This is a genomic window from Burkholderia aenigmatica, assembly GCF_902499175.1.
GTDB classification, from domain to species: domain Bacteria; phylum Pseudomonadota; class Gammaproteobacteria; order Burkholderiales; family Burkholderiaceae; genus Burkholderia; species Burkholderia aenigmatica.
Genome location: NZ_CABVQC010000005.1, coordinates 151,183 through 177,054, shown reverse-complemented (window position 1 = coordinate 177,054; position 25,872 = coordinate 151,183). Strand labels below are relative to the sequence as shown.

The window sequence follows — 25,872 nt, the reverse complement described above, 5'->3', positions numbered from 1 at the left end:
CGTCTCCGGTGAATGGGGTAACGCCATCTTTATCGATATGATGTCATCGATCAAATCGATAGAACGATAAGTGTCATGAATGCGGATGATATCGCCAGCCTCGACCTGAACCTGCTGAAAGTGTTCGAGGCGCTGTACGAGGAAGGCGGCGCGAGCCGCGCGGCGCTGCGGCTCGGCCTCACGCAGTCGGCGGTGAGCGCGGCGCTGGCGCGGCTGCGCGTGATCTATGCCGATCCGCTGTTCGCGCGCACCGGCCGCGGCCTCGCGCCGACGCCGCGCGCGGACGAACTGAAGCCGATCCTGTCCGACGCGCTCGACCGCTGCCGCGAAAGCCTCGCGATCGCGGCCGACGGCGGCGACCGCGTCGGCCGCACGATCTCGATCGGGCTGTCGGACGACTTCGAGATCGCGCTCGGCCGCGCACTGATCGACGCCGTCGCGCGGGAAGCTGCCGGCATCCGGCTGATCTTCCGGCAGACGCACAGCGGCATCGCCGGCGACGCGCTGCTGCGTCACGGCGTCGACCTCGCGATCGCGTCGGGCGGCTTCTCTGCGAACGGGCTCAGCCGACGCGCGGTCGCGACGGGCGGCTATGCGTGCCTGATCGACCCGGCCGCCCGCGAGCGGCCGCCGCGCACGCTGACGCTCGCCGATTTCCTGCGGCGCGATCACCTGCTCGTGTCGTCGGGCGGCGTGATCGGGATCGTCGACGAGGCGCTGGCCACGCTCGGCCACAAGCGGCGCGTCGCGGCGTCGACCACGCATTTCGCCGCGCTGCCGTACCTGCTCGCCGGCTCCGACGCAGTCGCGACGATTCCCGCGCACGCGGCGCGCGCGATCGCGCAATCGACACCGCTGCGCGCGCTCGCATGCCCGGTCGACTTGCCGCACTACCCGGTGGAAATCGGCTGGCGCACGAGCACGCAGCGCGACCCGGCGATCGTGCGCGTGCGCGACACGATCGCCGCGTGCGTCGCGAACCTCGTCGCGCCATGAACAAGGCACGGCCGGCTTGCACCGGTCGGGCCTGTCCAATGTCCGGTCACGCTGCCCGTGAATCGAAGCAGGCAGCCGCGTTGCCGGCGCGTGCGCTAGTCGACCGCCTTCACCATGTCCTCGATGACCTTCTTCGCATCGCCGAACACCATCATCGTCTTGTCCATGTAGAACAGGTCGTTGTCGAGGCCCGCGTAGCCGGCCGCCATCGAGCGCTTGTTGACGATCACCGTGCGCGCCTTGTACGCCTCGATGATCGGCATCCCCGCGATCGGCGATTGCGGATCGTTCTTCGCGGCCGGGTTCACCACGTCGTTCGCGCCGAGCACGAGCACGACGTCGACCTGGCCGAATTCGCCGTTGATGTCGTCCATCTCGTGCACGATCTCGTACGGCACCTCCGCTTCCGCGAGCAGCACGTTCATGTGCCCCGGCATCCGCCCCGCGACCGGATGGATCGCGTACTTCACGTCGATGCCCTTCTCGACCAGCTTGTCGGTCAGCTCCTTCAGCGCGTGCTGCGCACGGGCCACGGCCAGCCCGTAGCCCGGCACGATCACGACCGTTTCCGCGTTGCCGAGCATGAACGATGCGTCTTCGGCCGAGCCCGACTTCACCGGCCGCTGTTCTTTCGCACCCGCGGCACCACCGGCCGCTGCCTCGCCGCCGAAACCGCCCAGGATCACGTTGAAGAACGAGCGGTTCATCGCTTGGCACATGATGTACGACAGGATCGCGCCCGACGAGCCCACGAGCGACCCGGCGATGATCAGCATCGCGTTGTTCAGCGAGAAGCCGATGCCGGCCGCCGCCCATCCGGAGTAGGAGTTCAGCATCGACACGACCACCGGCATGTCCGCGCCGCCGATCGGGATGATGATCAGCACGCCAAGCGCGAACGCGATCGCCGTCATGATGATGAACGGCAGCCACGACTGCGTGATGAAGAACAGGATGCCGAAGCCGAGCATCGCGAGCGCGAGCATCAGGTTGAGCAGGTGCTGGCCCGCATACACGACCGGCGCCCCCTGGAACAGCCGGAACGTGTACTTGCCCGACAGCTTGCCGAACGCGATCACCGAACCGGAGAACGTGATCGCGCCGACGAACGTGCCGATGAACAGCTCGACGCGATTGCCGTACGGGATGAAGTTCGACGACACCGCATCCTGCGGCACGAGCCCGAACGCTTCCGGCTCCGACACCACCGCGTACGCAATGCACACGGCCGCAAGCCCGATCAGCGAGTGCATCGCCGCGACGAGTTCCGGCATCTTCGTCATCTCGACGCGCGCGGCGACGAACGCCCCCACGCCGCCGCCGACGATCAGCGCGCCGAGCACCAGCGCGATGCCGAGCGGCAGGTTCGCGCCGAGCCACGCGGCCTGCTTGACGATCAGCGCGATCGTCGTGAGGATCGCGATGGCCATCCCGGCCATCCCGAACAGGTTGCCGCGCCGCGCGCTCTTCGGGTTCGACAGGCCCTTCAGCGCCTGGATGAAGCACACCGACGCGACGAGGTACAGCAGCGTGACGACGTTCATGCTCATCGCGCGCCCTCCTTGCCGCCCTCGGCCTGCTTCGGCGCCTTCTTGCGGAACATCTCGAGCATGCGCCGCGTCACGAGGAAGCCGCCGAACACGTTGACGGCCGCGAGCGCGACCGCGAGCGTGCCGAACACCTTGCCGGTCGTGCCGACGGTGAGCGCCGCCGCCAGCATCGCGCCGACGATCACGATCGCCGAGATCGCATTGGTCACGGCCATCAGCGGCGTATGCAGCGCCGGCGTGACGTTCCACACCACGTGGTAGCCGACGTACACCGCCAGCACGAAGATGATCACGTTGATCACCGTGTGATTGATGACTTCCATGGTCGCCTCCTCCCCGGTTACTTGCGCGCGACTTCGCCATCGCGGCACAACAGCGTCGCGGCGACGATGTCGTCGGTCAGGTCGATGTTGAGCGTGCCTTCCTTCGTGACGATCAGCTTCATGAAGTCGAGCAGGTTGCGCGCATACAGCGCCGACGCGTCCGCTGCGAGCATCGACGCGAGATTCGTGTAGCCGGCGATCGTCACGCCGTCGTGCACGATCACCTGGTCGGCGACCGTCAGCGGGCAATTGCCGCTCTTGCGCCCGTCGAATTCCGGGCCACGGCCGGCCGCGAGATCGACGAGCACCGAGCCCGGCTTCATCGACTGCACGGTTTCGACCGAGATCAACGTCGGTGCCGGGCGCCCGGGAATCAACGCGGTAGTGATCACGATGTCGGCCTGCTTCGCGCGCTCGTGCACGAGCGCGGCCTGGCGGCCGAGCCACGACGGCGGCATCGGACGCGCGTAGCCGCCCACGCCCTGCGCCGCGTCGCGCTCTTCGTCGGTTTCGTACGGGACGTCGAGGAATTTCGCGCCGAGCGACTCGATCTGCTCCTTCACGGCCGGCCGCACGTCGGACGCCTCGATCACCGCGCCGAGGCGCTTCGCGGTCGCAATCGCCTGCAGGCCCGCGACGCCCGCGCCGAGGATCAGCACACGCGCGGCCTTCACGGTGCCCGCAGCCGTCATCAGCATCGGAAAGAAGCGCGGATACAACGCCGCGGCCACCAGCACGGCCTTGTAGCCCGCGATGTTCGCCTGCGACGACAGCACGTCGAGACTCTGCGCACGCGTCGTGCGCGGCGCGGCTTCGAGCGCGAAGCCCGTCACGCCGGCCGCGGCGAGCTTCGCCGCCTGCTCGCCGTTGAACGGCTCGAGCATGCCGACCAGCACGGCGCCGCGCTTGAGCAGCGGCAGTTCGGCGTCGGTGGGCGCCTGGACCTTCAGCACGATGTCGACATCGAAAGCAGCCGACTGGCCGGTCAGTTCGGCACCGGCGGCCGCATAGGCTGCGTCGGGATAACTCGCGGCAATGCCGGCCCCTTTCGCGAGACTGACCCGATGCCCGGCCGCCGCGTATTTCTTCACGGTTTCCGGTGTCGCAGCCACACGCGCCTCGTTCGCCCGCGTTTCGGCAGGCACGCCAATATGCATCGCCGGTCCCTCCAGTCATTGTCAGTATTTCGTTTGTTGCGATTTTTACTGCACAACGAGCCGGGCAGGCTGACGACCGGCTCACGAGCGACGACACTCACTCTTCACTTTAGGCGAAAGCGATGGCCGTACCAGCAGGCTCCACGATCGTGCGAGGGGCCGCGCCAGCCCGGGCCGGCGTCGCCGCGTATCGGCTGGACAGACGAATTGCCAGGGTCGGATTCGTTTAGCGCAGCGACCGGCAGCGTTCGGGCGCAACCGGTAAAATGCCGAACCATGAAACCCGAAATCTGGACCCCGCATGTGACGGTCGCGGCGCTCGTCGAGCACGCCGGCCGTTTTCTCATGATCGAGGAAGAAACCTCGTCGGGCCTGCGCATCAACCAGCCGGCAGGCCATCTCGAAGCCGGCGAAACGCTGGCCGACGCCGTGATCCGAGAGACGCTCGAGGAAACCGCGCACCCGTTCACGCCCGACGCGCTCGTCGGCGTCTATCTCGCGCACTACGACCGTCCCGGCACCGCCGGCGCAACCTATCTGCGCTTCACGTTCTGCGGCGCGGCCGGCGAGCCGATCGCGGGCCATTCGCTCGACGACGGCATCGTCCGCACGCTGTGGATGACCGCCGACGAACTGCGCGCGTGCAGCGAGCGCCATCGCTCGCCCGCGGTGATGCGCTGCATCGACGATTACCTCGCCGGGCGGCGCATTCCGCTCGATTTCGTGCACACGCATTCGGTCGCGCCGCGCCCCGAAGCATTCGAACGTCAGGCGGTCAACAAATGAGCAAGCGCCGTGTAGTAGTGGGCATGTCGGGCGGCGTCGATTCGTCGGTGACCGCGTGGCTGCTGAAGGAACAGGGTTACGACGTAGTCGGCCTGTTCATGAAGAACTGGGAAGACGACGACGACGGCGAATACTGCTCGACGCGCCAGGACTGGATCGACGTCGTGTCGGTGGCCGACCTGATCGGCATCGACGTGGAAGCGGTCAACTTCGCGGCCGAATACAAGGACCGCGTGTTCGCCGAGTTCCTGCGCGAATACTCGGCCGGCCGCACGCCGAACCCCGACGTGCTGTGCAATGCCGAGATCAAGTTCAAGGCGTTCCTCGATCACGCGATGTCGCTCGACGCGGAAATGATCGCGACCGGCCACTATGCGCGCGTGCGCGAGCGCGACGGGCGGTTCGAACTGCTGAAGGCTTTCGATCATACGAAAGACCAGTCGTACTTCCTGCACCGGCTGAACCAGGCGCAACTGTCGAAGACGATGTTCCCGCTCGGCGAGATCCCGAAGACGAAGGTGCGCGAGATCGCCGCTCAGATCGGGCTGCCGAACGCGAAGAAGAAGGATTCGACCGGCATCTGCTTCATCGGCGAACGGCCGTTCCGCGATTTCCTGAACCGCTATCTGCCGACGAAACCCGGCCCGATGAAGACGCCGGACGGCAAGGTCGTCGGCGAGCACATCGGCCTCGCGTTCTACACGTTCGGCCAGCGCAAGGGCATCGGCCTCGGCGGCAGCAAGACCGGCAACGGCGACCCGTGGTTCGTCGCCGCGAAGGACATCGCGTCGAACACGCTGTACGTCGTGCAGGGGCACGATCATCCGTGGCTGCTGGCGCACCAGCTCGTCGCCGGCAACGTGAGCTGGGTCGCCGGCGAGCCGCCGGCCGACGGCTTCGCGTGCGGCGCGAAGACGCGCTACCGGCAGGCCGACGCGGCGTGCGCATTCGGCGCCGCCACGCCCGGCCCGGCAGGCGAAGCGCGCTTCTCACTCGCGTTCGACGACGCGCAGTGGGCCGTCACGCCCGGCCAGTCGGCCGTGCTGTACGACGGTGAAATCTGCCTCGGCGGCGGGATCATCGAATCCGCGCTGTCCGGCAACACGCAGGCAAACGACGCGCCCGCCCTCGCGCTCGCCCGTTGACGCGCCGCCGCTGGCGCCGCGCAAGCGGCCGCCGGCCGGAAGCGGCCGCGCCGCTCACCGCATGTTCCGCACCGACGCGTCGTAGCGCTCACGCGCCGCGTCCAGCTCGGGAAAATGGCGCTCGGCCCAGCGGTCGAGCGCCACGAGCGTCTCCACGAGCGACCCCGCCACCGCCGTCAACCGGTATTCGACGTGTGCGCGCCGCGCAGCCACCACGATGCGTTCGATCAGCCCGTTGCGCTCCAGCTCGCGCAGCGTCTGCGTCAGCACCTTCTGGGAAATCCCGCCGATACGCCGCAGCAGCTCGCCGTTGCGCAGCGGCCGCTCGGCCAGCGCGGGCAGGATCAGCAGCGACCACTTGCCGGCGATCAGCGCCAGCGCGTCGCGCGCCGAGCAGTCCGCCGCATAGACGTCGCCGGGAAATGCCATGGTTACCTCCGGGTGCGTGATTGCGCGGCCCCGTCGCCGCCGGCCATCATCGTCGCACACTCCCGGAGCCCGCCATGCATGTGCTGATCGTCGTCGCCCATCCCGAACCGCAGTCGTTCAACGCCACCCTCGCCGGCGCGGCGGCCGACGCGTGGCGCGCGGGCGGCCATACCGCGACGATCGTGGACCTGTACGCCGACGCGTTCGACCCGTGCGAAGCGCCGCGCCATTATGCGGACCGGCTCGAAACCGCCCGCTTCGACACGCAGCGCGAGCAGCGCCATCACTGGGAACGCGGCACGCTCGCGCCCGAGATCGCGCATCAGGTCGGCCTGCTGAGGCAGGCCGACGCGCTGATCCTGCAGTTCCCGCTGTGGTGGTTCGGCGCGCCCGCGATCCTGAAGGGCTGGATGGATCGCGTGTTCGTCTACGGCGGCCTCTACAGCAGCCGGCAGCGCCACGATCGCGGCGTGCTGCATGGGCGGCGCGCACTGCTGAGCGTCACGACCGGCTCATCGGCCGCCGCCTGCGCGCCCGACGGCCGCGAAGGCGACACCCGTCTGCTGCTGTGGCCGATCATGTACGCGCTGCGCTACGTCGGCTTCGACGTGCTCGAACCGCACCTGATCCACGACGTCCGCGGCGGCCTCGCGGGCGACGCCGCTCAGCGGCAGGACGCGCACCTCGCGCACAGTTTCGCCGGCTACCGTGCGCGGCTGCGCGACTGGCATGCGTGGCCGCGGGTGCCGTTCAATCGCGACGAAGACTTCGACGACGACGCCAGGCTGAAGCCCGGCAGCCCGGCGTACAGCCCGTTCATCCGCCCGACCGGCGCGGGCAGCTAGGCCCCGTCTTGGCAACGCGGGCTTCACGACACCCGTAGTAGACTCTCGACCATCGTGGGCGCCGGCGGCGGCGGGTACGGCACGGGCAGCATGCCCGCCGGGCCCGCGCGATGCCTCGGGCGCCGACCTGCCGGCCGTCGCGCGATCCTGGCGACGTGACGGCGATCCAGACAATTACGATGGAGTCCCCATGTTTTCCCGACGCTATATCGCGATGTGGTGCGCGGTCCTGCTGTTCGTGGCCGTCGCGGCGCTCGCCGCCCGGCACACGATCGCGTGGCTGTGGCTCGTGATCCCGGCCGCCCTCGTCGCGCTCGGCCTGTACGACCTGAAGCAGGACCGCCACGCCATCCTGCGCAACTACCCGCTCTGGGGCCACTTCCGCTTCCTGTTCGAATTCATCCGACCTGAAATCCGCCAGTACTTCGTCGAGGACGACACCGACGAGAAGCCGTTCTCGCGTGCACAGCGCAGCCTCGTCTACCAGCGCGCGAAGAACGTCGCCGACAATCGCCCGTACGGCACCGAACTGAACGTCAGGGCCGTCGCGCACGAATGGATCAGCCATTCGCTCGCGCCGACCAAGCTGCCGAACCATGATTTCCGCGTCCGCGTCGGCGCGAATCGCGCGCAACCGTACGACATTTCGATCTTCAACATCTCGGCGATGAGCTTCGGCTCGCTGTCCGCGAACGCGATCCGCTCGCTGAACCTCGGCGCTAAAAAAGGCGGTTTCGCGCACGATACGGGCGAAGGCTCGCTGTCGAAGTACCACCGCGAAAACGGCGGCGACATCATCTGGGAAATCGCGTCCGGCTACTTCGGCTGCCGCAACGACGACGGCACCTTCAACCCCGACAAGTTCGCGAAGCAGGCCGCCGATCCGCAGGTCAAGATGATCGAAGTGAAGTTGTCGCAGGGCGCGAAGCCGGGCCACGGCGGCGTGCTGCCGGCCGCGAAGATCACGCCCGAGATCGCCGAGACGCGCGGCGTGCCGATGGGCAAGGACTGCATCTCGCCGGCGACGCACTCGGAGTTCTCGACGCCGCGCGGGCTGCTCGAATTCGTCGAACGGCTGCGCACGCTGTCGGGCGGCAAGCCGACCGGCTTCAAGCTGTGCGTCGGCCACCCGTGGGAATTCTTCGGGATCGCGAAGGCGATGCTCGAAACCGGCATCGTGCCGGACTTCATCGTCGTCGACGGCGCGGAAGGCGGCACCGGCGCGGCACCGCTCGAATTCACCGACCACGTCGGCGTGCCGCTGCAGGAAGGGCTGCTGCTGGTCCACAACACGCTCGTCGGGATCGGCGTGCGCGACCGCGTGAAGCTCGGCGCGAGCGGCAAGATCATCACCGCGTTCGACGTCGCGCGCACGCTCGCGATCGGTGCGGACTGGGTGAACTCGGCACGCGGCTTCATGTTCGCGGTCGGCTGCATCCAGGCGCAGACCTGCCACACGGGCCGCTGCCCGACCGGCGTCGCGACGCAGGACCCGGTGCGCCAGCGCGCGCTCGTCGTGCCGGACAAGGCCGACCGCGTATACAACTTCCACCGCAATACGCTGCACGCGCTGCAGGAACTCGTGCAGGCGGCCGGCCTCGCGCATCCGTCGGAGCTGCGCGCGCATCACATCGTGCAGCGCATCGCGCCGCACGAGGTCCGGCTGATGTCGCAGTTGCTGAAGTACCTGAAGCCCGGCGCGCTGCTCGACGGCAACACCTGCGGCTTTACGCTGTACGACAAGTGGTGGCCGATTGCGCGCAGCGATTCGTTCACGCTCGGCGAGGCCGTGTACGCGTCGATCGAATGACGCGGGCGACCGCCCCCGCCGCGGGGCGGCCCGGCAAAAAGAAAAGCGCCCCGCGGGGCGCTTTTCTTTTGTCTGCCGAATGCGTGTATGCGGCTTAGTTCTGCGGCAGCGTGTCGGCGAACGACGGCCGTTGCAGCAGCTTCACGAAGTGCTTGTCGAGGTTCGGGTGGCGATCGCGCCAGTTGAGCTCCGGCATCCGGAAGTCGAGATAGCCGAGCGCGCAGCCGAGTGCGATATCGGCGAGCGTGTAATGATTACCGACGCACCACGTCTTGCCGCCGAGCCCCTGCGACATCGCGACGAGACCGTCGTCGATCTTGCGTTGCTGGCGCGCGATCCAGCTCGCGCTGCGCTGCGCCTCGTCGCGCATCGTATGTTCGATACGAATCGCGACCGACGCGTCGATCACGCCGTCGCCCAGCGCTTCCCAGCAGCGCACCTCGACGCGCTCGCGGCCCGACGGCGGAATCAGCTTGCCGACCGGCGACAGCGTATCGACGTATTCGCAGATCACGCGGGAATCGAACACCGCGGCACCATCCTCCATCACGAGGCACGGGACCTTGCCGAGCGGATTCGATACATGAATATCCGTCTCCGGCGCCCACACGTTCTCGAGCTCCAGCTTGTAGTCGATCTTCTTTTCAGCCAGCACGATCCGCGCCTTGCGGACGTACGGGCTGCTGAGCGAACCGATTAATTTCATCATCTGCCTTTTTTTGGGAACCGCCGGGAGTATACGTTGTCGCCGATCATAACCGGCGAGCGTTGCGCGATAGAAAATCGCCCGGCCGGCCTGTGGATGGTTTGCAACAACCGCCACGCGGGCTTTCCAGCGGGCTTCCCGCCCCTCTTTCACGCGCGGCGTCCCGCGGCGCTACAATCGCACGAATGAACGCGCCCCTCGATACCGCCATCGCCGTCGACGTCTACCGCCAGCGCCGTGAACGCGTGCTTGCCGCACTGCGTGCCGCCGGCGGCGGCGTCGCCATCGTCCCCACCGCGCCCGAAGTGCCGCGCAACCGCGATACGGACTATCCGTACCGGTTCGACAGCTACTTCCATTACCTGACGGGCTTCAGCGAGCCGGATGCCGTGCTCGTGCTGAACGCGGCCGCGCCGCACGGCACGCCGGAGTCGATCCTGTTCTGCCGCGGCAAGAATGCCGATCGCGAGATCTGGGAAGGCTTCCATTACGGGCCCGAAGCCGCGCGCGACGCGTTCGGCTTCGACGCGGCATTCGCGGTCGACGTGATCGACACCGAGATGCCGCGCCTGCTCGCCGACTCGGGCACCGTGCACTACCGGTTCGGCGCATCCGCCGACTTCGACCGCCAGCTCACAGGCTGGGTCGACGCGGTGCGCGCGCGGGCGCGCACGGGCGTCGCCGCGCCGGACGCGATGCTCGACCTCACGCCGCTGCTCGACGACATGCGGCTCGTGAAGGACGAGCACGAGCTCGCGATCATGATGCGCGCCGCGCACATCTCCGCGCTCGCACATCGCCGCGCGATGCAGGCGTGCCGGCCCGGCATCCGCGAATACGAACTCGAAGCCGAGCTGCTGTACGTGTTCCGCAAGCACGGTGCGCAGTCGCCCGCGTACGGCTCGATCGTCGCGGCCGGCGCGAACGCGTGCGTGCTGCACTACCCGGCCGGCAACGCAGCCGCGAAAGATGGCGACCTGATCCTGATCGACGCCGCGTGCGAACTCGACGGCTACGCGTCGGACATCACGCGCACGTTCCCGGCCAACGGGCGCTTCTCGCCCGCGCAGCGCACGCTGTACGACATCGTGCTCGCCGCGCAGCAGGCGGCGATCGATGCGACGCGCGCCGGCGTGCCCTTCGAGGCGCCGCACGACGCGGCCGTGCGCGTGCTCGCGCAGGGGCTGCTCGATACCGGCATCATCCCGAAAGCGCGCTTCTCGAACGTCGACGACGTGATCGCCGAGCGTGCGTACACGCGCTTCTACATGCACCGCACCGGCCACTGGATCGGCATGGACGTGCACGATTGCGGCGACTACCGTGAGCGGCTCGCCGAGCGCGACGGCAACGGCGCGCTGCCGTGGCGCACGCTGAAGGCCGGCATGACGCTGACGGTCGAACCCGGCCTGTACGTGCGCGCCGCCGACGACGTGCCGCCCGAGTACTGGAACATTGGCATCCGCATCGAGGACGACGCCATCGTGCGCGAGCACGGCTGCGAGCTGATCACGCGCGGCGTGCCCGTCGCGGCGGACGAAATCGAAGCGCTGATGCGCGCGGGCGCATGACCGGCTGCCGCCGACCGTTACTTCCGTTTCACGAATCAAGATGACGACCGCTTCCTCCCCGGCCACGCCGGACTACGACCTCGCCATCGTCGGCGCGGGCCCCGTCGGGCTCGCGCTCGCCGGCTGGCTCGCGCGCCGCAGCGCCACGCAGCACGCTTCGATCGTGCTGATCGATGCGCGCGAACCGGCCGCGAGCGCGAGCGATCCGCGCGCGATCGCCGTGTCGCACGGCAGCCGCGTGCTGCTCGACACGCTCGCATGGCCCGCCGACGCGACGCCGATCGAACATATCCACGTGTCGCAGCGCGGCCATTTCGGCCGCACGCTGATCGACCGCGACGAGCACGACGTCGCCGCGCTCGGCTATGTCGTGCGCTACGGCTCGCTCATGCAGGCACTCGCGGGCGCCGTACGCGGCACGCGCGTCGACTGGCTCACGTCGACCACCGCGCGCGCACCGCAGCAGGATGCCGACGGCGTCACGCTGACGCTCGACGGCCCGCAAGGCGAGCGCACGCTGCGCGCGCGCGTCGTCATCAATGCCGAAGGCGGGCTGTTCCACGAACAGCAGGCCGATACGACCAAGCATCGCCGCGACTACGGGCAGACCGCGCTCGTCGGCACGGTCACGGTCTCGGCACCGCGCCCGAACGTCGCATGGGAACGCTTCACGCACGAAGGCCCGCTCGCGCTGCTGCCACTCGGCGGGCCGCGCCAGGCCGAGTACGCGCTCGTCTGGTGCTGCACGCCCGACGAAGCGGCGCGCCGCGCCGCGCTGCCCGACGACGCGTTCCTGCGCGAACTCGGCGGCGCGTTCGGCGAACGCATGGGCGAGTTCGTCGCGATCGCGGGCCGCGCATCGTTCCCGCTCGGCCTGAACGCTGCGCAAACGCTTGTCAGCGGCCGCGTCGCGATCGTCGGCAATGCCGCGCAAACCCTGCACCCCGTCGCGGGCCAGGGGCTCAACCTCGGGCTGCGCGATGCGCATACGCTCGTCGACACGCTGTCCGCGCAAGGCTTCGAAGCGACCGCGCTCGCCACCTTCAATGCGCGCCGCGCACTCGACCGGCGTTTCACGATCGGCGCGACCGACACGCTGGCGCGCCTGTTCACGATCGACTCGGGCCCGCTCCCGCTGCTGCGCGGCGCCGCACTCACCGCGCTCGAGTTCGTGCCGCCGCTCAAGAAGCTGATCGCGCGCCAGATGATGTTCGGCCAGCGCAACTGACGCGCGGCGCGCACAGTCGCGCCACTCAAACCGGGTCAAATCGGCGGGACATGGGAATACGGTAAAATGCGCGTTTCCGTCTGCCCTTTCCCTGCCCGCGCCCGCCGCGGGCGGTGCCATTGCGATGCCTGTTATCGGCCCTCACGTATTGCGTAACAACCTGTTCGTCGCCCCGATGGCCGGCGTGACGGATCGTCCGTTCCGCCAGCTCTGCAAGCGGCTGGGGGCCGGTTACGCCGTGTCCGAGATGGTCGCGTCCAACGCGCAGCTGTGGAAAAGCGCGAAGACGATGCGGCGCGCGAACCACGAAGGCGAAGTCGAGCCGATCGCGGTCCAGATCGCCGGCGCCGATCCGGCAATGATGGCCGAAGCGGCCCGCTACAACGTCGACAACGGCGCGCAGATCATCGACATCAACATGGGCTGCCCGGCGAAGAAGGTCTGCAACGTCGCGGCCGGCTCCGCGCTGCTGCAGAACGAGCCGCTCGTGCAGCGCATCGTCGAGGCGGTCGTCGCGGCGGTCGGCACCGGGCCCGATGCGGTGCCCGTCACGCTGAAGATCCGCACGGGCTGGGATCGCGATCACAAGAACGCGATCACGGTCGCGCGCCTGGCCGAAGCCGCCGGCATTTCGATGCTGACCGTGCACGGCCGCACGCGCGCCGACCTGTACCGCGGCGACGCCGAATACGAAACCATCGCGGCCGTGAAGGCGGCGGTGCGGATTCCGGTGGTCGCGAACGGCGACATCACGTCGCCCGCGAAGGCGAAGGCCGTACTCGACGCAACCGGTGCCGATGCCCTGATGATCGGTCGTGCCGCGCAAGGTCGGCCGTGGCTGTTCCGCGAAATCGATCATTTCCTGCAAACCGGCGAGCTGCTGCCCCCGCCGCGGATCGACGAGATCCAGCACGTGATGAACGAACACCTGGAAGACCACTACGCTTTCTATGGTGAATTCACGGGCGTCCGTACTGCGCGCAAGCACATCGGCTGGTACACTCGCGGCCTTTCCGGTGCCAACGGGTTCCGGCACAGGATGAACACGCTCGATTCCACCCGCGAGCAGCTCGCCGCCGTCAATGCATTCTTCGAGGCGCAAAAGGCGCTGTCGGACCACCTCGTCTACGTCGATGACGAAGAGGAAAACGGCCAGGGCGAGTCGGACGACCATAACCAGTTAGCAGCATGAGCAAGCACAACATCGAACAATGTGTCCGCGAGAGCCTGGACGTGTATTTCCGGGATCTAGACGGCTCCAATCCGCACGACGTCTATGAAATGGTGATGTCCTGCGTCGAAAAGCCGATGCTCGAGGTCGTGCTCGTACAGGCCGGCGGCAACCAGTCGCTCGCCGCGGAGTACCTCGGCATCAATCGCAATACGCTGCGCAAGAAGCTGCAGCAGCACGGCCTGCTGTAGGCGGCCGTCCCGTCCCCGTTTCCCTGGCTATTGGTGGTTCCATCATGATCAAGCAAGCGCTCATTTCCGTTTCCGACAAGACCGGCATCGTCGACTTCGCGAAGTCGCTGTCCGACCTCGGCGTCAAGCTGCTGTCGACCGGCGGCACCGCGAAACTGCTCGCCGACGCGGGCCTGCCCGTTACCGAAGTGGCCGATTACACGGGCTTCCCGGAAATGCTCGATGGGCGCGTGAAGACGCTCCACCCGAAGGTGCACGGCGGCATCCTGGCCCGCCGCGACCTGCCCGAGCACATGCAGGCGCTGGAGCAGCACGGCATCCCGACGATCGACCTGCTGGTCGTGAACCTGTATCCGTTCGTCGCGACGATCGCGAAGGACGACTGCACGCTCGCCGACGCGATCGAGAACATCGACATCGGCGGCCCGACGATGCTGCGCTCGGCCGCGAAGAACCACCGCGACGTGACGGTCGTCGTCGATCCGGCCGATTACTCGGTCGTGCTCGATGAAATGAAGGCGAACGGCAACACGGTCGGCTACCCGACCAACTTCCGCCTCGCGACGAAGGTGTTCGCGCACACCGCGCAATACGACGGCGCGATCACGAACTACCTGACGAGCCTGACCGACGAGCTGAAGCACGCATCGCGCAGCGCGTACCCGGCGACGCTGAACATGGCGTTCGACAAGGTGCAGGACCTGCGCTACGGCGAGAACCCGCACCAGAGCGCGGCGTTCTACCGCGACCTCACGACGCCGGCCGGCGCGCTCGCGAACTACCGCCAGCTGCAGGGCAAGGAACTGTCGTACAACAACATCGCGGATTCGGACGCGGCGTGGGAATGCGTGAAGACGTTCGACGCACCGGCCTGCGTGATCATCAAGCATGCGAACCCGTGCGGCGTCGCGGTCGGCAACGATTCGGCCGACGCGTACGCAAAGGCGTTCCAGACCGACCCGACCTCGGCGTTCGGCGGCATCATCGCGTTCAACCGCGAAGTCGACGAAACGGCGGCCCAGGCTGTCGCGAAGCAGTTCGTCGAAGTGCTGATCGCCCCGTCGTTCTCCGACGTCGCGAAGCAAGTGTTCGCCGCGAAGCAGAACGTGCGCCTGCTCGAAATCGCACTGGGTGACGGCCACAACGCATTCGACCTGAAGCGCGTGGGTGGCGGCCTGCTCGTGCAGTCGCTCGACTCGAAGAACGTGCAGCCGCACGAACTGCGTGTCGTCACGAAGCGCCACCCGACGCCGAAGGAAATGGACGACCTGCTGTTCGCATGGCGTGTCGCGAAGTACGTGAAGTCGAACGCGATCGTGTTCTGCGGCAACGGCATGACGCTTGGCGTCGGTGCAGGCCAGATGAGCCGCGTCGATTCCGCGCGCATCGCGAGCATCAAGGCGCAGAACGCTGGCCTGACGCTGGCCGGCTCGGCCGTGGCATCGGATGCGTTCTTCCCGTTCCGCGACGGCCTCGACGTCGTCGTGGCAGCCGGCGCGACCTGCGTGATCCAGCCGGGCGGCTCGATGCGCGATGACGAAGTGATCGCCGCAGCCGACGAGCACAACATCGCGATGATCCTGACGGGCGTGCGCCACTTCCGTCACTGATCGCCTGCGGCCCGCGCGGCCGCTGCTCGACAACCCGGCGGCATCGCACCCGCCGGGTTTTTTATTGCGCGGCGCCCTCGTACGCAACCGTGCGGCCAGCGCACCGCACCATTCGTTGTAGTATCGCTGCATCAGGCTTCTCTCCTTACCCATGCGAATTCTCGGCATCGACCCCGGCCTGCGCGTCACCGGCTTCGGCGTCATCGACGTCAGCGGCCACCGGCTCGCCTATGTCGCGAGCGGCGTGATCCGCACGCCGACCGCCGACCTGGCCACCCGGCTCGGCACGATCTTCCAGGGCGTCTCGACCATCGTGCGCGAGCACGCCCCCGACCAGTCCGCGATCGAAAAAGTGTTCGTCAACGTGAACCCGCAGTCGACGCTGCTGCTCGGCCAGGCGCGCGGCGCCGCGATCTGCGGCCTCGTCGCGGGCGGCCTGCCGGTGGCCGAATACACCGCGCTGCAGTTGAAGCAGGCCGTGGTCGGCTACGGCCGCGCGACCAAGACGCAGATGCAGGAAATGGTCACGCGGCTGCTCAACCTCTCCGGACAACCGGGCTCCGACGCGGCCGACGCGCTCGGCATGGCGATCTGCCACGCCCACGGCGGCAACACGCTCAGCACGCTCGGCGGCCTCGCGCCGGCGCTCGCGAAGAAAGGGCTGCGCGTGCGACGCGGGCGGCTGGTCGGCTAACGCTGGCGCACGCCATCGCCCGGCGTACCGGGCGACCGCTTTCGACCGCGCCGGCCATTCCAGCCTCGCACAACGCATACGCGGCACGTATCGCTTCGGCCAGACGGCCGATCCCGTCGGCATAGCGCCGCACGTGCGCTACACTCGCGCTTTCTTCCTCGCACCAAGCCATCCATGATCGGTCGCATCGCCGGCATCCTGCTCGAAAAGAACCCGCCTCACCTGCTCGTCGACTGCAACGGCGTCGGCTATGAAATCGACGTGCCGATGAGCACCTTCTACAACCTGCCGCAAACGGGCGAGCGCATCGTGCTGCTCACGCAGCAGATCATCCGCGAGGACGCGCACCTGCTGTACGGCTTCCTGACGCCGCAGGAGCGCACGACCTTCCGCGAGCTGCTGAAGATCACCGGCATCGGCGCGCGCATGGCGCTCGCCGTGCTGTCCGGCATGAGCGTGCAGGAACTCGCGCAGGCCGTGACGATGCAGGACGCCGCACGCCTCACGCGCCTGCCCGGCATCGGCAAGAAGACGGCCGAGCGCCTGCTGCTCGAACTGAAGGGCAAGCTCGGCGCCGATCTCGGTGCGCTCGCCGGCGCCGCGTCGCCGTCCGACCATGCGACCGACATCCTCAACGCGCTGCTCGCGCTCGGCTATTCCGAAAAGGAAGGCCTCGCCGCGATCAAGAACGTGCCGGCCGGCACCGGTGTATCGGAAGGCATCAAGCTCGCACTGAAGGCGCTGTCGAAGGTGTAACGCCCGCATGACGCGCCGCCAATCGGTGCGTCGAAGCCAGTGTCGCGCGGCTGCGCGACGCTCGCCAGTCGGCCGTTCGGCCAGGTGGGCGGGACAGCGGCGCGCGGTACAATGGCCGCATGATTGAAACCGACAAACTCGCCACCGAGCAGCGGATCATCGCCGCCACGCCCGCCTCGTCGCACGAGGAGGTGTTCGAACGTGCGCTGCGGCCGCGCCAGCTCGACGACTACGTCGGCCAGGAAAAGGTGCGCGGCCAGCTCGAGATCTTCATTGAAGCCGCCAAGCGCCGCTCCGAGCCGCTCGACCACGTGCTGCTGTTCGGGCCGCCGGGCCTCGGCAAGACGACGCTCGCGCACATCATCGCGCGGGAGATGGGCGTGAACCTGCGCCAGACGTCGGGCCCCGTGCTTGAGCGCGCGGGCGATCTCGCCGCGCTGCTGACCAACCTCGAAGCGAACGACGTGCTGTTCATCGACGAGATCCACCGGCTGTCGCCGGTCGTCGAGGAAATCCTGTATCCGGCACTTGAGGATTACCAGATCGACATCATGATCGGCGAAGGCCCGGCCGCGCGCAGTGTGAAGCTCGACCTGCAGCCGTTCACGCTGGTCGGCGCGACCACCCGCGCCGGGATGCTGACCAACCCGCTGCGCGATCGCTTCGGTATCGTCGCGCGCCTCGAGTTCTACGACGCCGAGCAACTGTCGCGCATCGTGCGGCGCTCGGCGTCGCTGCTGAACGCGCAGATCGATCCGAACGGCGCACTCGAAATCGCGAAGCGCTCGCGCGGCACGCCGCGGATTGCAAACCGGCTGCTGCGCCGCGTGCGCGACTTCGCGGAAGTGAAGGCCGACGGCCAGATCACCGCGGCCGTCGCCGATGCCGCGCTCGCGATGCTCGACGTCGATCCGGTCGGCTTCGACCTGATGGACCGCAAGCTGCTCGAGGCGATCCTGTACAAGTTCGACGGCGGCCCGGTCGGCATCGACAACCTCGCCGCAGCGATCGGCGAAGAGCGCGACACGATCGAGGACGTACTCGAGCCGTACCTGATCCAGCAGGGCTTCCTGCAGCGCACGCCGCGCGGGCGCGTCGCGACGCTGCTCACCTATCGCCACTTCGGGCTTTCCGTGCCGGACACCGGCCGCACCGAACGCGGCGAGTGGGATACCCCCGACGGGAAGTAACCCGTCGCCCGAGCCGCACCCACCATGACGACGCCGCCCACCCGCCACCCCGCCGCACCCGCACCTGGCCCGCGCTGGGCCGAGCCGATCCGCAAGCGGCTCGTGGCCGGCGTCACGCACCTGACGGCGGGCGGCGGCGGCCCGTCGCTCGACCTCTCTTCGCCGCCGGGAGACCCGGGGCTGTTCGGCCCCGACGCCGTCTGCTGGCGCGTGCATGCCGACTTCACGTCGATGATGACAGGCGGCATCGCCGCGCTACTGCTGCAGGCGCTCCATCCGCTCGCGCTCGCGGGTGTCTGGGATCACTCGTCGTTTCGCACCGACATCCTGGGCCGCTTGCGGCGCACCGCCACATTCATCACCGGTACGACGTTCGGCAGCCGCGCGGACGCACTCGCGCTGATCGAGCGCGTGAAATCGATCCACGCGCACATCTCGGGCACCGCGCCGGACGGCCGGCCGTACCGCGCCGACGATCCGGCGTTGCTGACCTGGGTGCATGTCGCGGAAGTGTCGAGTTTCCTCGCTGCGCATCTGCGCTACGTCAATCCGGCGCTGCCGGGCGAGTTGCAGGATCGCTACTACGCCGAAACGGCATTGATCGCCGAACTGCTCGGCGCGCACGAGGTGCCCCGTTCGCGCGCCGATGTGGCCGCCTATCTCGCGCGCATGCAGCCCGAGCTCGAGGCCGGGCCGCGCACCTTCGACGTGATGTCCATCCTGCTGAACGTGCCGGTTGCGAGGCCCGCGCTGCGGCCGGCGGCGTCGCTGGTGATGCATGCCGGGATCGACCTGCTGCCGCCGTGGGCGCAGCGCATGCTCGGCGTGGCCGCGTTCGCGCCGCTGCGCCGCGCAGTGGTCCGGCCCGGCATACGGGTCGTCGCACCCGTGCTGCGCTGGGCGCTCGTGAACGGCGCGTCAAAGCGCGCGCGCCGGCGCGCCACAGCGACACCGCCCGACGGCAAGCCGCCTGCCTGACGATTCGCTTCCTCTTATCATTTCAATTTACTGTCAAATACCTGTGACAAGCTGACGGGCTTGCACCCGCGCACGGTCGCACGTGCCGTACGTCCCGCCTGTCCGTGACCCGCGCGGTGTCCCGCCAACCCGACCGACACCCGATGCCCGCGATGCCACGCCTGCCGATCCGTTTCGCCCTTGCCGCCAGCCTGTCCACCGTCTTCGCCCTCACCGCCTGCGGAGGCGACGATGTCACTGCCGTCGCGCGCTCGGACGCGCAAACGCCGTCCGGCGGCACCCCGACCGCGCCCGCTCCCACGCCGCCCGCCACCGTCACGCCGCAACCGGGCAAGTGGAAGGCCGCTCGCGCGGGCGACCTGATCGACGTGACGCTTGGCGACCTCCATCCGACGCAGGGCGCGATCGGCTACGACCAGATCTACTACAAGCTCGGCCGCTACGAATTACAGCCCGACAAGAAGTTCGACGACTTCTGCGCAGACGAAGGCCTCGGCGGCGTCGCTTCGAGCGGCTACACGGCCAGGTCGGCGCTGCGCGAACCCGCGAGCTACACGTGCACGACGACCGACGGGAACGCCCGCGACCGCTCGGTACTGAACCCGGTCGTGATCGGCCCGAACGGCGATGCGCTGTACCTGACCGACGGCCACCACGGCCTGTCGACCTACTACGAGACGCCCGACGGCGGCCCGGCGCTGCACGTGCACGTCGTCGTCAAGGACAACCTCAGCGACTACTCGGGCGACGCGTTCTGGCAGCAGATGCAGAGTCGCGGCTATCTGCGCCTCAAGAACGGCGAAGGCAAGCCGATCACGGCCGCGCAACTGCCGACCGGGCTCGGCCTGAAACTCGGGATGACGAACGACCGCTACCGCTCGCTCGTCTATTTCACGCGCGACATCGGCTACAGCAAGCCCGCGCAAGCCACCGACTACCTCGAGTTCTACTGGGCCGACTGGCTGCGCGCGCAACCGGGCACGTTCTCACTCGCCGGCTATGATCTGACGCGCGCCGGCGCAACCGATCCCGATCCGGCGAAGGCCGACACGGGCTACCTGAACGCGGTCTGGAATGCGTCGACGCGGATGGTCGCGGCCACCGATCCGGTGATCGACGGCAAGACGGGCGCCGACCTCGGGCGCGCGGACGCGATCAACGGCGGGAAGAAGTACAACAAGGGGGAATTCGACAAGCTGCGCCAGCCGATCGCGGCGGACAAGCCCGGCAAGATCGCGTACGCGCTCGACTACAAAACGCGCCACGCGCTGCCGCAGTAAACCGTAAGCGGCAGCACCACACAGGAAAGGAGCCCCGGCCGGCGATGCCGGACGGGGCCTGCTGGCTCAGAGCACTTTGCGGTACCCGTCGTCGTCGCTTGCCGCGTCCAGGTGCGACACGTCGGCCCACTGCACGACTTGCGCACGGCCATCCACGTAATCGACGACGTTGATGCTCGTGTTGAGCAGCTGATAATTGCGCGGCGCCGACAGTTCGATGCCGTTCGCAAACCGGTACACGCAATCGAGCACGCCGCCGTGCGCAACGCACGCGATCCGGCCGCCCGGATGCTCGGCGACGATCGGTTCGAGCGCATGCAGCACGCGGTGATAGAACTCGCGCTGCGACTCGCCGCCCTCCGGCGCGAAACCGGGGTCGCGCGTCTGCCAGGCCGCGTAGGCGTCGGGGAACAGCGTCTCGATCTCGGCGCTGTCATGCCCCTGGAACTGGCCGTACGAGCGTTCGCGCAGCCCTTCCCGCAGCCGCGGCGACAGCCCGAGCGCATCGGCGAACGGCTGCGCGGTCTGCTGCGCGCGCATCAGGTCGCTCGAATAGATCGCATCGAGCCGTGCGCCGTCGCGCGCCTCGCGCGCGATCCGCACGGCGAGCCGCTGCGCCTGCTCGAGGCCCGTTTCGGCCAGCGGAATGTCGATATGACCCTGGATGCGCTTGATGCGATTCCAGGCCGTCTCGCCATGGCGGATGAAAAGAATCTGCGTGGTGGCCATCGCGGCGCGTCTCCGGGGAAGAATCAGGGCCGCACTTGCAGCCAGAACGTCACGGGGCCGTCGTTGACGAGCGACACCTGCATGTCGGCGCCGAACTCGCCCGTCTCGACGACCGGATGGCGCGCACGCGCGGCCGCGACGAAATAGTCGAACAGCCGCGCGCCCTCGTCGGGCGGCGCGGCCGGCGTGAAGCTCGGCCGCAGCCCGCTGTTGGTATCGGCCGCCAGCGTGAACTGCGACACGAGCAGCAGGCCGCCTGCGCGGCCCTCGCCGTCGATATTCGACACCGGCAGGTTCATCTTGCCGGCCGCGTCGCTGAACACGCGGTAGCCGAGCATCTTCGCCAGCAGCTTGTCGGCTGCCGCGTCGGTGTCGCCGCGCTCCGCGCAGACCAGCGCGAGCAGGCCCGCGCCGATCTCGCCCGTCGTGCGATCGCCGACGCGCACGTCGGCGCGCTTCACGCGCTGGATCAGCGCGATCATGCGGTCAGCGTGACACGTGCGAAACGGCGCTTGCCGACCTGCACGACGAACTCGCCGGCTTCGACCTTCAGGCCCTTGTCCGACACGGTCGCGCCGTCGATCTTCACGCCGCCCTGCTCGATGTTGCGCAGCGCCTCGCTCGTCGACGGCACGAGGCCGGCCTGCTTCAGCAGTTGACCGATCGAGAGCGGCGCGCCCGCGAGCGTGACCGACGGGATATCGTCCGGCACGCCGCCCTTCGCACGGTGGTTGAAATCCTCGAGCGCACGCTCGGCGTCGGCCTGCGAGTGGAAGCGCGCGACGATTTCCTGCGCGAGCAGCACCTTGAAGTCGCGCGGGTTGCGGCCACCTTCGATCTCGCGCTTGAAGCCGCCGATTTCGTCCATCGGGCGGAACGACAGCAGTTCGAAGTAACGCCACATCAGCGTGTCCGAGATGCTCATCAGCTTGCCGAACATGTCGTTCGGATGCTCGCTGATGCCGACGTAGTTGCCCTTCGACTTCGACATTTTCTCGACGCCGTCGAGGCCTTCGAGCAGCGGCATCGTGAGAATGCACTGCTGTTCCTGGCCGTATTGCTTCTGCAACTCGCGGCCGACCAGCAGGTTGAACTTCTGGTCGGTACCGCCGAGCTCGAGGTCGGCGTTCAGCGCGACCGAGTCGTAGCCCTGCATCAGCGGGTACAGGAATTCGTGGATCGAGATCGGCACGCCGCCCTGGAAGCGCTTCGTGAAATCCTCGCGCTCGAGGATCCGCGCAACCGTGTAGCGCGACGCGAGTTTGATCATCCCGTCCGCGCCGAGCGGCATCGACCATTCGCTGTTGTAGCGGATCTCGGTCTTGTCGCGATCGAGCACGAGCGCGGCCTGCTCGAAGTAGGTCTTCGCGTTCGATTCGATCTGCTCGCGCGTGAGCGGCGGGCGCGTCGCGTTGCGGCCCGACGGGTCGCCGATCAGCGACGTGAAATCGCCGATCAGGAAGATCACCGTGTGGCCGAGGTCCTGCAGCTGACGCATCTTGTTCAGCACGACCGTATGGCCGATGTGGATGTCAGGCGCAGTCGGGTCGAGGCCGAGCTTGATGCGAAGCGGCGTGCCCGTGGCCGCGCTGCGCGCGAGCTTCTGCGCGAACTCTTCCTCGACCAGCAGCTCGTCGACGCCGCGCTTCGTGACGGCGAGCGCATGCCGGACTTCGTCGGTGATCGGGAAAACAGGCTTGGAACTGGGTTCGGTGCTCATCGGTGCCAGGAAGAATGTCGCAAAAGCAGGGATTTTCCCATAACTTGCGCGCGCATCGCTTAACGGCGCGTCATGTTGCGCGGATAATCGGGCGCAAGGCGCGCGGCACCGGCCCGCGCCGCACGATCCAGGAGAACCCAACGTGCCGCAACGACAGCCGCCAAACGCCCATCCGGCCGACGGCATCTACTTCGGGCTGATGTCGGGAACCAGCATGGACGGCGTCGATGGCGTCGCCGCGCGTTTCGAGGCCGGCAAGCCGCCGGTCGTGCTCGCGGAAGCGTTCGTCGGCTTCGCACAATCGCTGCGCGACGCGCTGTTCGCGCTGCAGCAGCCGGGCGACGATGAAATCGACCGCGAAGCGCTCGCGGCGAACGCGCTGGTCACGCGCTACGCGGTGTGCTGCCACGAATTGCAGCGCACCGCCGGGCTGTCGCGCGACGAGATCCGTGCGATCGGCGTGCACGGCCAGACCGTGCGCCATCGCCCCGAGCGTGGCTATACGCGGCAGATCAACAACCCCGCCCTGCTCGCCGAACTGACCCAGGTCGACGTGATCGCCGATTTCCGCAGCCGCGACGTCGCAGCAGGCGGCCACGGCGCGCCGCTCGCGCCGGCCTTCCATGCGACGGTATTCGGCGCGCCGGGCGAGACGCGCGTCGTCTGCAATCTCGGCGGGATCAGCAACATCACGATCCTGCCCGGCGAAGGCGGCGACGTGCGCGGCTTCGACTGCGGCCCCGCGAATGCTTTGCTCGACGAATGGGCGACCCGCCATCTCGGCAAGCCGTACGACGACGGCGGCAAGTTCGCCGCGCGCGGCACCGTCCACGCGCCGCTGCTCGACGCGCTGCTCGACGAGCCGTATTTCACTGCGCCGCCGCCGAAAAGCACCGGACGCGACCTGTTCAATCCGGCGTGGCTCGACGCGAAGCTCGCCGCGTTCGCACAACTCGCGCCGCAGGACGTCCAGACGACCCTCACCGCGCTGACGGCCGTGTCGGTCGCACGCGAGATCGCGCAGCACGCAGCGGGCTGCAAGGCCGTGTTCGTCTGCGGCGGCGGCGCACGCAATCCGGTGCTGCTCGACGCGCTCCGGCACGCGCTGCACGAGGCCGGCGTGCCGGCCACGGTCGATACGACGGCCGCGCTCGGCGTGCCGCCTCAACAGGTCGAGGCGCTCGCGTTCGCGTGGCTCTCGTACCGCTTCACCGCGCGCCAGCCCGGCAATCTCGCGACAGTCACGGGTGCAGCCGGCAACCGCGTGCTGGGCGCGCTCTATCCGCGTTGACGCGACACCCGCCACAACGCGGGCGTTGCATCGCCATTGCACACGGACGTAAAAAAAACGGGGCATGAAGCCCCGTTTTTCATTCCGGCGAACCGGACACGATCGATCGTGCGCTCAGACCGAGAACGACGAGCCGCACCCGCAGGTGGTGCTCGCGTTCGGGTTCTTGATCACGAACTGGGCGCCGTTGAGGTCGTCCTTGTAGTCGATCTCGGCGCCGACCAGGTACTGGTAGCTCATCGAGTCGATCAGGAGCTGGACGCCGTTCTTGTTCATCACGGTGTCGTCCTCGTTGACTTCCTCGTCGAACGTGAAGCCATACTGGAAGCCGGAGCAGCCGCCGCCCTGCACGAACACGCGCAGCTTCAGGTCGGGATTGCCCTCTTCGTCGATCAGTTGCTTGACCTTGTCGGCTGCGGCGTCGGTGAAGACGAACGGAACCGGCATTTCGGCCGTCGTTGCTGCGGATTCGGTAACAGCGTTCATTGCGAACTCTCCAAAAAGCTTTAGCCGCTATTGTAGCGGCCGATCAGAAGATCGTGCTGAAGTCCATGAAATCAATAGGTTCTTGTCGATTTCATCAAACACGCCCGCGCGGGCCGCGGCAGCACGCGCCTGGAAGCGGACATAAAAAAACCGCCAGCGCGAAAGCTGGCGGTTTTTCGGGCAGACGCCGCCCGAGAGCGGCGAAGCCATGAAGCGGAATTAACGCTTCGAGAACTGCTTGGCGCGGCGTGCCTTGCGCAGACCGACCTTCTTACGCTCGACTTCACGTGCATCGCGCGTGACGAAGCCTGCGCTCGACAGCGACGGCTTCAGCGTCGCATCGTAGTCGATCAGTGCACGGGTGATGCCGTGGCGCACTGCACCTGCCTGACCCGTTTCGCCGCCGCCGTTGACGTTGACCTTGATGTCGAACGTTTGGCCGTGGTTCGTGAGTTCCAGCGGTTGACGCACGATCATCAGCGACGTTTCGCGCGAGAAGTAGTCAGCGATGGGCTTGCCATTGACGATGATGTCGCCCTTGCCAGCCTTGATGAAGACACGTGCGACTGCGCTCTTGCGGCGGCCCGTACCGTAGTTCCAGTTACCGATCATGTGGGCTCCCCTTAGATCTCGAGCGCCTTCGGCTGTTGAGCCGAATGCGGATGCGTAGCTTCAGCGTAGACCTTCAGCTTCTTGATCATCGCGTAGCCGAGCGGGCCCTTCGGCAGCATGCCCTTGACCGCCTTCTCGAGCGCGCGGCCCGGGAAGCGTTCTTGCATCTTGCCGAACGTCGTTTCATAGATGCCGCCCGGGTAACCCGAGTGACGGTAGTACTTCTTGTCCAGAGTCTTGTTGCCCGTGACTTTCAACTTGCTTGCGTTGATGATGATGATGAAATCACCAGTGTCGACGTGCGGGGTGAACTCAGGCTTGTGCTTGCCGCGCAGACGGCGTGCCACTTCGCTGGCAACACGGCCGAGAACCTTATCCGTCGCGTCAATCACGTACCATTCGCGCGTCACCTCATGGGCTTTTGCGGAAAACGTCTTCATGATCGATCCAAAAAAAATGCTTTGCCCGATGTGTTCTTCCTGCTTGTCTGTGTGCGCTTCAAGGCGCGGTGCAGGCTCTCCCTGTTCTTTTTCCGTGGGCATGAATGCGGAAAAGCCC

Annotated in this window: 28 protein-coding genes; 16 read left to right on the top strand and 12 right to left on the bottom strand. The window is 67.6% G+C overall.

What is annotated here, in order from left to right; all coding sequences use genetic code 11:
* Positions 1-75 precede the first annotated feature (75 nt).
* Positions 76-996: a LysR family transcriptional regulator gene (locus BDO18943_RS05915; RefSeq protein ID WP_175021620.1), complete on the top strand. Its 921-nt coding sequence runs from the start codon at positions 76-78 to the stop codon at positions 994-996.
* 95 nt (positions 997-1,091) lie between these two features.
* On the opposite strand, the gene BDO18943_RS05910 is transcribed toward BDO18943_RS05915, so the two are convergent.
* The 3 genes from BDO18943_RS05910 to BDO18943_RS05900 are packed head-to-tail and all read right to left on the bottom strand — an operon-like array spanning position 1,092 to position 4,026.
* The gene (locus BDO18943_RS05910; protein WP_175021619.1) at positions 1,092-2,546 is read right to left on the bottom strand and encodes an NAD(P)(+) transhydrogenase (Re/Si-specific) subunit beta; all 1,455 of its coding nucleotides are present in this window, start codon (positions 2,544-2,546) and stop codon (positions 1,092-1,094) included.
* Complete coding sequence (locus BDO18943_RS05905; protein WP_175021618.1) at positions 2,543-2,869, bottom strand: NAD(P) transhydrogenase subunit alpha; 327 nt, start codon at positions 2,867-2,869, stop codon at positions 2,543-2,545. Before BDO18943_RS05905 ends, BDO18943_RS05910 begins: the two co-directional genes overlap by 4 nt.
* A gap of 17 nt (positions 2,870-2,886) precedes the next feature.
* Entirely contained in the window at positions 2,887-4,026 is a 1,140-nt protein-coding gene (locus BDO18943_RS05900; RefSeq protein ID WP_175021617.1) for a Re/Si-specific NAD(P)(+) transhydrogenase subunit alpha, read from the bottom strand.
* A gap of 276 nt (positions 4,027-4,302) precedes the next feature.
* On the opposite strand from BDO18943_RS05900, the gene BDO18943_RS05895 reads away from it, so the two are divergent.
* Both BDO18943_RS05895 and mnmA read left to right on the top strand, forming a co-directional pair.
* Positions 4,303-4,812 carry an NUDIX hydrolase gene (locus tag BDO18943_RS05895; protein WP_175021616.1) on the top strand — a complete coding sequence of 170 codons (510 nt, stop codon included), beginning with the start codon at positions 4,303-4,305 and terminating at the stop codon, positions 4,810-4,812.
* The gene (mnmA, locus tag BDO18943_RS05890; RefSeq protein ID WP_175021615.1) at positions 4,809-5,957 is read left to right on the top strand and encodes a tRNA 2-thiouridine(34) synthase MnmA; all 1,149 of its coding nucleotides are present in this window, start codon (positions 4,809-4,811) and stop codon (positions 5,955-5,957) included. Before BDO18943_RS05895 ends, mnmA begins: the two co-directional genes overlap by 4 nt.
* Positions 5,958-6,011: 54 nt before the next feature.
* On the opposite strand, the gene BDO18943_RS05885 is transcribed toward mnmA, so the two are convergent.
* On the bottom strand, positions 6,012-6,386 hold the full coding sequence (locus BDO18943_RS05885) for a winged helix-turn-helix transcriptional regulator (RefSeq protein ID WP_175021614.1): 375 nt from the start codon (positions 6,384-6,386) through the stop codon (positions 6,012-6,014).
* 74 nt (positions 6,387-6,460) lie between these two features.
* Between BDO18943_RS05885 and BDO18943_RS05880 the strand changes: the two genes are divergently transcribed.
* Positions 6,461-7,231 (top strand): NAD(P)H-dependent oxidoreductase, encoded by a 771-nt coding sequence (locus tag BDO18943_RS05880; RefSeq protein WP_175021612.1) that lies wholly within the window; start codon positions 6,461-6,463, stop codon positions 7,229-7,231.
* Positions 7,232-7,421: 190 nt separating this feature from the next.
* A complete protein-coding gene (locus tag BDO18943_RS05875) occupies positions 7,422-9,041 on the top strand; it encodes an FMN-binding glutamate synthase family protein (protein WP_175021611.1) in 1,620 nt (539 codons plus the stop codon).
* A 94-nt stretch (positions 9,042-9,135) separates the two neighbouring features.
* Here the strand turns inward: BDO18943_RS05875 and BDO18943_RS05870 are convergent, their stop codons facing one another.
* On the bottom strand, positions 9,136-9,747 hold the full coding sequence (locus BDO18943_RS05870) for a glutathione S-transferase family protein (RefSeq protein WP_175021634.1): 612 nt from the start codon (positions 9,745-9,747) through the stop codon (positions 9,136-9,138).
* Positions 9,748-9,932: 185 nt separating this feature from the next.
* Here BDO18943_RS05870 and BDO18943_RS05865 point away from each other — a divergent pair, with 185 nt between their 5' ends.
* From BDO18943_RS05865 to BDO18943_RS05820, 10 genes are all read left to right on the top strand, one after another.
* Entirely contained in the window at positions 9,933-11,318 is a 1,386-nt protein-coding gene (locus BDO18943_RS05865; RefSeq protein WP_175021610.1) for an aminopeptidase P N-terminal domain-containing protein, read from the top strand.
* A 40-nt stretch (positions 11,319-11,358) separates the two neighbouring features.
* On the top strand, positions 11,359-12,546 hold the full coding sequence (locus tag BDO18943_RS05860; protein WP_175021608.1) for a UbiH/UbiF/VisC/COQ6 family ubiquinone biosynthesis hydroxylase: 1,188 nt from the start codon (positions 11,359-11,361) through the stop codon (positions 12,544-12,546).
* Between the two features lie 124 nt (positions 12,547-12,670).
* Positions 12,671-13,738, top strand: coding sequence for a tRNA dihydrouridine synthase DusB (gene dusB, locus BDO18943_RS05855; protein WP_043191197.1), 1,068 nt, complete (start codon positions 12,671-12,673; stop codon positions 13,736-13,738).
* Positions 13,735-13,968 (top strand): Fis family transcriptional regulator, encoded by a 234-nt coding sequence (locus BDO18943_RS05850; protein WP_006476892.1) that lies wholly within the window; start codon positions 13,735-13,737, stop codon positions 13,966-13,968. The genes dusB and BDO18943_RS05850 overlap by 4 nt, the downstream gene beginning before the upstream one ends.
* Positions 13,969-14,012: 44 nt before the next feature.
* Positions 14,013-15,578 (top strand): bifunctional phosphoribosylaminoimidazolecarboxamide formyltransferase/IMP cyclohydrolase, encoded by a 1,566-nt coding sequence (gene purH, locus BDO18943_RS05845; RefSeq protein WP_175021607.1) that lies wholly within the window; start codon positions 14,013-14,015, stop codon positions 15,576-15,578.
* Between the two features lie 151 nt (positions 15,579-15,729).
* On the top strand, positions 15,730-16,272 hold the full coding sequence (gene ruvC, locus BDO18943_RS05840) for a crossover junction endodeoxyribonuclease RuvC (RefSeq protein ID WP_043191203.1): 543 nt from the start codon (positions 15,730-15,732) through the stop codon (positions 16,270-16,272).
* Positions 16,273-16,446: 174 nt separating this feature from the next.
* Positions 16,447-17,028 carry a Holliday junction branch migration protein RuvA gene (gene ruvA, locus BDO18943_RS05835; RefSeq protein ID WP_043191206.1) on the top strand — a complete coding sequence of 194 codons (582 nt, stop codon included), beginning with the start codon at positions 16,447-16,449 and terminating at the stop codon, positions 17,026-17,028.
* Positions 17,029-17,147: 119 nt separating this feature from the next.
* The gene (gene ruvB / locus BDO18943_RS05830) at positions 17,148-18,218 is read left to right on the top strand and encodes a Holliday junction branch migration DNA helicase RuvB (protein WP_011350963.1); all 1,071 of its coding nucleotides are present in this window, start codon (positions 17,148-17,150) and stop codon (positions 18,216-18,218) included.
* A gap of 24 nt (positions 18,219-18,242) precedes the next feature.
* On the top strand, positions 18,243-19,196 hold the full coding sequence (locus tag BDO18943_RS05825) for an oxygenase MpaB family protein (RefSeq protein WP_175021605.1): 954 nt from the start codon (positions 18,243-18,245) through the stop codon (positions 19,194-19,196).
* Positions 19,197-19,348: 152 nt separating this feature from the next.
* On the top strand, positions 19,349-20,476 hold the full coding sequence (locus BDO18943_RS05820; protein ID WP_175021633.1) for a ParB/Srx family N-terminal domain-containing protein: 1,128 nt from the start codon (positions 19,349-19,351) through the stop codon (positions 20,474-20,476).
* Positions 20,477-20,542: 66 nt separating this feature from the next.
* On the opposite strand, the gene BDO18943_RS05815 is transcribed toward BDO18943_RS05820, so the two are convergent.
* Genes BDO18943_RS05815 through tyrS form a run of 3 tightly spaced genes read right to left on the bottom strand, consistent with a single transcriptional unit; the run spans position 20,543 to position 22,925 of the window.
* Entirely contained in the window at positions 20,543-21,205 is a 663-nt protein-coding gene (locus BDO18943_RS05815) for a histidine phosphatase family protein (protein ID WP_089449910.1), read from the bottom strand.
* Between the two features lie 23 nt (positions 21,206-21,228).
* Entirely contained in the window at positions 21,229-21,687 is a 459-nt protein-coding gene (gene dtd, locus BDO18943_RS05810; RefSeq protein WP_011350959.1) for a D-aminoacyl-tRNA deacylase, read from the bottom strand.
* Complete coding sequence (tyrS, locus tag BDO18943_RS05805; protein WP_175021603.1) at positions 21,684-22,925, bottom strand: tyrosine--tRNA ligase; 1,242 nt, start codon at positions 22,923-22,925, stop codon at positions 21,684-21,686. The genes dtd and tyrS overlap by 4 nt, the downstream gene beginning before the upstream one ends.
* A gap of 142 nt (positions 22,926-23,067) precedes the next feature.
* On the opposite strand from tyrS, the gene BDO18943_RS05800 reads away from it, so the two are divergent.
* On the top strand, positions 23,068-24,216 hold the full coding sequence (locus BDO18943_RS05800; protein ID WP_175021601.1) for an anhydro-N-acetylmuramic acid kinase: 1,149 nt from the start codon (positions 23,068-23,070) through the stop codon (positions 24,214-24,216).
* A 114-nt stretch (positions 24,217-24,330) separates the two neighbouring features.
* On the opposite strand, the gene erpA is transcribed toward BDO18943_RS05800, so the two are convergent.
* Genes erpA through rplM form a run of 4 tightly spaced genes read right to left on the bottom strand, consistent with a single transcriptional unit; the run spans position 24,331 to position 25,754 of the window.
* Positions 24,331-24,702 carry an iron-sulfur cluster insertion protein ErpA gene (gene erpA / locus BDO18943_RS05795; protein ID WP_011350956.1) on the bottom strand — a complete coding sequence of 124 codons (372 nt, stop codon included), beginning with the start codon at positions 24,700-24,702 and terminating at the stop codon, positions 24,331-24,333.
* Positions 24,703-24,729: 27 nt separating this feature from the next.
* Positions 24,730-24,912 (bottom strand): hypothetical protein, encoded by a 183-nt coding sequence (locus tag BDO18943_RS05790; protein ID WP_175021523.1) that lies wholly within the window; start codon positions 24,910-24,912, stop codon positions 24,730-24,732.
* A gap of 9 nt (positions 24,913-24,921) precedes the next feature.
* Positions 24,922-25,314: a 30S ribosomal protein S9 gene (gene rpsI, locus BDO18943_RS05785; protein WP_006476904.1), complete on the bottom strand. Its 393-nt coding sequence runs from the start codon at positions 25,312-25,314 to the stop codon at positions 24,922-24,924.
* Positions 25,315-25,325: 11 nt separating this feature from the next.
* Complete coding sequence (gene rplM / locus BDO18943_RS05780) at positions 25,326-25,754, bottom strand: 50S ribosomal protein L13 (RefSeq protein ID WP_009687896.1); 429 nt, start codon at positions 25,752-25,754, stop codon at positions 25,326-25,328.
* Between the last annotated feature and the right edge of the window lie 118 nt (positions 25,755-25,872).